Origin of the sequence: Paracoccus sp. P2 (assembly GCF_046335115.1) — a bacterium.
In the GTDB taxonomy this organism is placed as follows: Bacteria; Pseudomonadota; Alphaproteobacteria; order Rhodobacterales; family Rhodobacteraceae; genus Paracoccus; species Paracoccus pantotrophus.
Window position 1 is genome coordinate 1 of sequence record NZ_JBGOSN010000104.1, and the last position, 3,580, is coordinate 3,580.

At 67.1% G+C, this 3,580-nt stretch carries 4 protein-coding genes; all 4 read left to right on the forward strand.

All coding sequences use genetic code 11. The features are described 5' to 3' along the window. Positions 1-918, forward strand: a 918-nt coding sequence (arsB, locus tag ACDP63_RS24340) for an ACR3 family arsenite efflux transporter (RefSeq protein ID WP_409928806.1), incomplete at its 5' end; no start/stop codon positions are given. Continuing rightward, a complete protein-coding gene (gene arsH / locus ACDP63_RS24345; protein ID WP_409928807.1) occupies positions 915-1,622 on the forward strand; it encodes an arsenical resistance protein ArsH in 708 nt (235 codons plus the stop codon). The genes arsB and arsH, both read left to right, overlap by 4 nt. A 213-nt stretch (positions 1,623-1,835) precedes the next feature. After that, positions 1,836-2,681, forward strand: a complete 846-nt coding sequence (locus ACDP63_RS24350) for a chromate resistance protein ChrB domain-containing protein (RefSeq protein ID WP_409928808.1) — start codon at positions 1,836-1,838, stop codon at positions 2,679-2,681. Then, a partial coding sequence (gene chrA, locus ACDP63_RS24355) for a chromate efflux transporter (RefSeq protein ID WP_409928809.1) occupies positions 2,678-3,580 on the forward strand: 903 nt, incomplete at its 3' end. The genes ACDP63_RS24350 and chrA, both read left to right, overlap by 4 nt.

The window sequence follows — 3,580 nt, forward strand, 5'->3', positions numbered from 1 at the left end:
CCCATCGCCATCGGGCTGATCCTGATGATGTATCCGCCGCTGGCCAAGGTCCGCTACGAGGACCTGCCCAAGGTCTTTGCCGACCGGCGGGTGCTGGTGCTGTCGCTGGTGCAGAACTGGCTGATCGGGCCGGTGCTGATGTTCGCCTTAGCGGTGATCTTCCTGCGCGACCAGCCGGAATACATGACCGGGCTGATCCTGATCGGCCTGGCGCGCTGCATCGCCATGGTGCTGGTCTGGAACCAGCTGGCGCGCGGCGACGGGCAATATGTCGCCGGGCTGGTGGCCTTCAACTCGATCTTCCAGATCCTGTTCTTCTCGACCTATGCCTGGCTGTTCCTGACCGTGCTGCCGCCCTTGTTCGGGCTGGAGGGCAGCGTGATCGAGGTGGGTTTCCGGACGGTGACCGAGGCGGTTCTGATCTATCTCGGCATCCCCTTCGCCGCCGGCTTCCTGACCCGGCATGTGCTGATCCGGCGCAGGGGCGAGGAGTGGTATCGGGACGTCTTCCTGCCGAAGATCAGCCCGATCACGCTGGCCGCGTTGCTCTTCACCATCGTGGCGATGTTCAGCCTGAAGGGCGGCGATGTCGTGCGCCTGCCGCTCGACACCATCAGGATCGCCGTGCCGCTGGTGCTGTATTTCGCCATCCAGTTCGTCGTCAGCTTCGCCATGGGCCGCCTGATCGCGCGGGACTACCCGCGCAGCACCGCCATCGCCTTCACCGCCGCCGGCAACAATTTCGAGCTGGCCATCGCCGTCGCCATCGCCGCCTATGGGCTGGCCTCGCCCGTGGCCTTCGCCGCCGTCATCGGCCCGCTGGTCGAGGTGCCGGTGCTGATCCTTCTGGTCAACGCCGCCCTGTGGCTGGGCCGCCGCTGGTTTCCCGCAGCAACCCCGCAAGAGGCCCGCGCATGATCCCCGACCTGCCGAACCTGTCGCCCGACTGCCTGCGCGCGCCCGCGATCCCGGACATTCCCCGCGCGACGCATCCGCCGCGCATCCTGCTGCTCTACGGCTCGCTGCGCGAACGCTCCTACAGCCGCTTCGCCACGCTGGAGGCCGAGCGCCTGCTGCGGCATTTCGGTTGCGAGACGCGGGTGTTCCACGCCAACGGCCTGCCGCTGCCCGAGGATGCCGATCCGTCGCATCCCAAGGTGCAGGAGCTACGCGACCTGTGCCTGTGGTCCGAGGGCCAGGTCTGGACCAGCCCGGAACGCCACGGCGCGATGACCGGGGTAATGAAATCGCAGATCGACTGGATCCCCTTGTCGATGGGGGCGATCCGTCCGACGCAGGGCCGCACGCTGGCGGTGATGCAGGTCTCGGGCGGCTCGCAAAGCTTCAATGCGGTGAACCAGATGCGGGTGCTGGGCCGCTGGATGCGGATGCTGACGATCCCCAACCAGTCCTCGGTCGCCAGGGCGTATCAGGAGTTCGACGAGGCCGGTCGCATGCGGGCGTCGAGCTATTATGACCGCATCGTCGACGTGATGGAGGAGCTGGTGAAGTTCACCCTGCTGACCCGCGACCTGTCGGACTTCCTGACCGACCGCTACAGCGAGCGCAAAGAGACGGCCGCAAAGCTCGAGGAACGGCTGAACCTCAAGGCCGCGACATGAGGCCGGAGAGGCGCGATATCGGGTGGGAGCGATCGCGAGACGCACCCGGATCGCACCGTAAAGGGCGACCGGACCGGGTCTGAACCGGGCAACCGTCTTGACATTCCATCGTCGTCGTCGGAATTTTCCGGCATGGGGTCTTGCGACGCCCCACGAGGCGCCAGCCGAAGTTCGCGTTCCATTCCGACAACTCACTCAATGGAGGGAACGCAGATGCCTGCGCCTGATGCCATAACCTGCGACAAGCTCGCCAAGCTGATCGGCACCGCACGATGCCCCGTCGCCCTCGACGTGCGCCGGGCGGATGCGAGAGACGCCGATCCCCGTCTCATCCCCTCCGCCCGATGGCTGGCTGAGGATGAAATCACCCCTGCAGCGCTTTCGGAACTGGCCTGCAGCCTGGACCGTCCAGTGGTGGTCCTTTGCGCCGAGGGACACGGGCGCAGTCAGGGCGTCGCCGCCTGGCTGCGCCATGAAGGGATCGCAGCCGAGTATCTGGAGGGAGGCATGGCGGCATGGCTCGCCGCCGGCCTGCCACTCGTCACGACCACGAAGATCACCGGCCATGATCCGCAGGGCCGCAGCCTGTGGGTGACACGGGCGCGGCCCAAGATCGATCGCATCGCCTGCCCCTGGCTGATCCGGCGCTTCATCGATCCACGGGCGGTATTTCTGTTCGTCGCCCCGGCCGAGGTCCCCGCAGTGGCCGAGCGGTTCGGCGCCATGCCCTTCGATGTCGAAGGCGTGTTCTGGAGCCATCGCGGCGAGGACTGCACCTTCGACGCGCTGCTGAAGGAAACCCGGTTGAGCATCCCGGCGCTCGACCGGCTGGCGTTGATCGTGCGCGGCGCGGATACCGCCCGCCTGGACCTCGCCCCCGAAGCGGCGGGCCTGCTTGCGGCGTCCCTGGGCCTGTCGCGGATGTATTCCGGCGATCTGGAGCAACTCGATGCCGGATTGCAGCTCTATGACGCCTTCTACCGTTGGGCGCGCGATGCCACGGACGAGATCCACAACTGGCCCACCAACGCCAGGGGTACGGGCCGGGGCGCGACATGAAACGGCGTGATGGATTTCCAACGCTGGGTCAGGCCACCGGGGCCTGGGCCAGGATCGCCGCGCTGAGCTTCGGCGGGCCGGCCGGCCAGATCGCGGTGATGCACCGGATACTGGTCGAGGAGCGGAAATGGCTCGGGGATGCGCGATTCCTCCATGCCCTGAACTTCTGCATGCTGCTGCCCGGCCCCGAGGCGCAGCAGATGGCGACCTATATCGGCTGGCTGATGCACGGCGTGCGCGGCGCGCTGATCGCGGGGATGCTGTTCATCCTGCCGGGTTTCATCGCCATGATGGCGCTGAGCTGGGTCTACGCGGTCTATGGCGATGTGCCGGTTGTGACCGCGCTGTTCTTCGGGCTCAAGGCCGCGGTGCTGGCGATCGTGCTGCAAGCGGTGTTCCGCATCGGCAAGCGTGCCCTGAAGAACAATGTCATGCTCGGCCTGGCCGCCGCGTCCTTCCTGGCCATCTTCCTGTTCGATGCACCCTTCCCGCTGATCGTGGCGCTGGCGGCGGCCATCGGCTGGATCGGGGCGAAGGCCGGGATTGCGGCCTTCCGGGGCGGCGGCGGACATGGCTCGTCAGGTGGCGCACATGTCAGCGACGCCGACACGATCCTTGGCGAAGAACTCGATCTTCCGCCCTCGGCGCGCAGAAACGCCTTTCGCGCGGGATGGGCGGCGGTCGCGCTCTGGCTGTTGCCGGTGGCGCTGCTGGTCGCCCTGGTGCCCGGCAGCATCTTTGCCGACATCGCGCTCTATTTCTCGAAACTCGCGGTGCTGACCTTCGGCGGGGCCTATGCCGTGCTGGCCTGGGTCGCGCAGGAGGCGGTCGGCGGCTATGGCTGGCTGCAGCCGGGTGAGATGCTCGACGGTCTCGGCATGGCCGAAACCATGCCGGGG